Origin of the sequence: Streptomyces rubellomurinus (assembly GCF_000961885.1) — a bacterium.
GTDB classification, from domain to species: Bacteria; Actinomycetota; Actinomycetes; order Streptomycetales; family Streptomycetaceae; genus Kitasatospora; species Kitasatospora rubellomurina.
Genome location: NZ_JZKH01000369.1, coordinates 1 through 289, shown reverse-complemented (window position 1 = coordinate 289; position 289 = coordinate 1). Strand labels below are relative to the sequence as shown.

Sequence of the window (289 nt, the reverse complement as noted above, 5' to 3'; positions counted from 1 at the left end):
CGTCGCGGGCGGCCTGTCGCTGCGCGACGCGGCCCGGATCGTCGCGGTGCGCAGCCAGTTGGTGCGCGACAAGCTCGCGGGCCTGGGCGGCATGATGTCGGTGGCGCTGCCCGTCGACCGCGTCGAGGAACTGCTGGCGCCGTATGCGGGCCGGCTCTCGGTGGCCGCCGTGAACGGCCCGGCCGCCGTCGTCGTGGCGGGTGAAGTCGCCGCGCTGGACGAGGTGTTCGAGGCCTGCGAGCGCGACGGCGTCCGGGCCCGCAAGGTCAAGGTGGACTACGCCTCGCAC

1 protein-coding gene is annotated in these 289 nt (G+C 75.1%); it reads left to right on the top strand.

What is annotated here, in order from left to right; genetic code table 11:
- The coding region (locus VM95_RS38225; RefSeq protein WP_045706363.1) for an acyltransferase domain-containing protein at nucleotides 1-289 on the top strand (289 nt) is incomplete at both ends.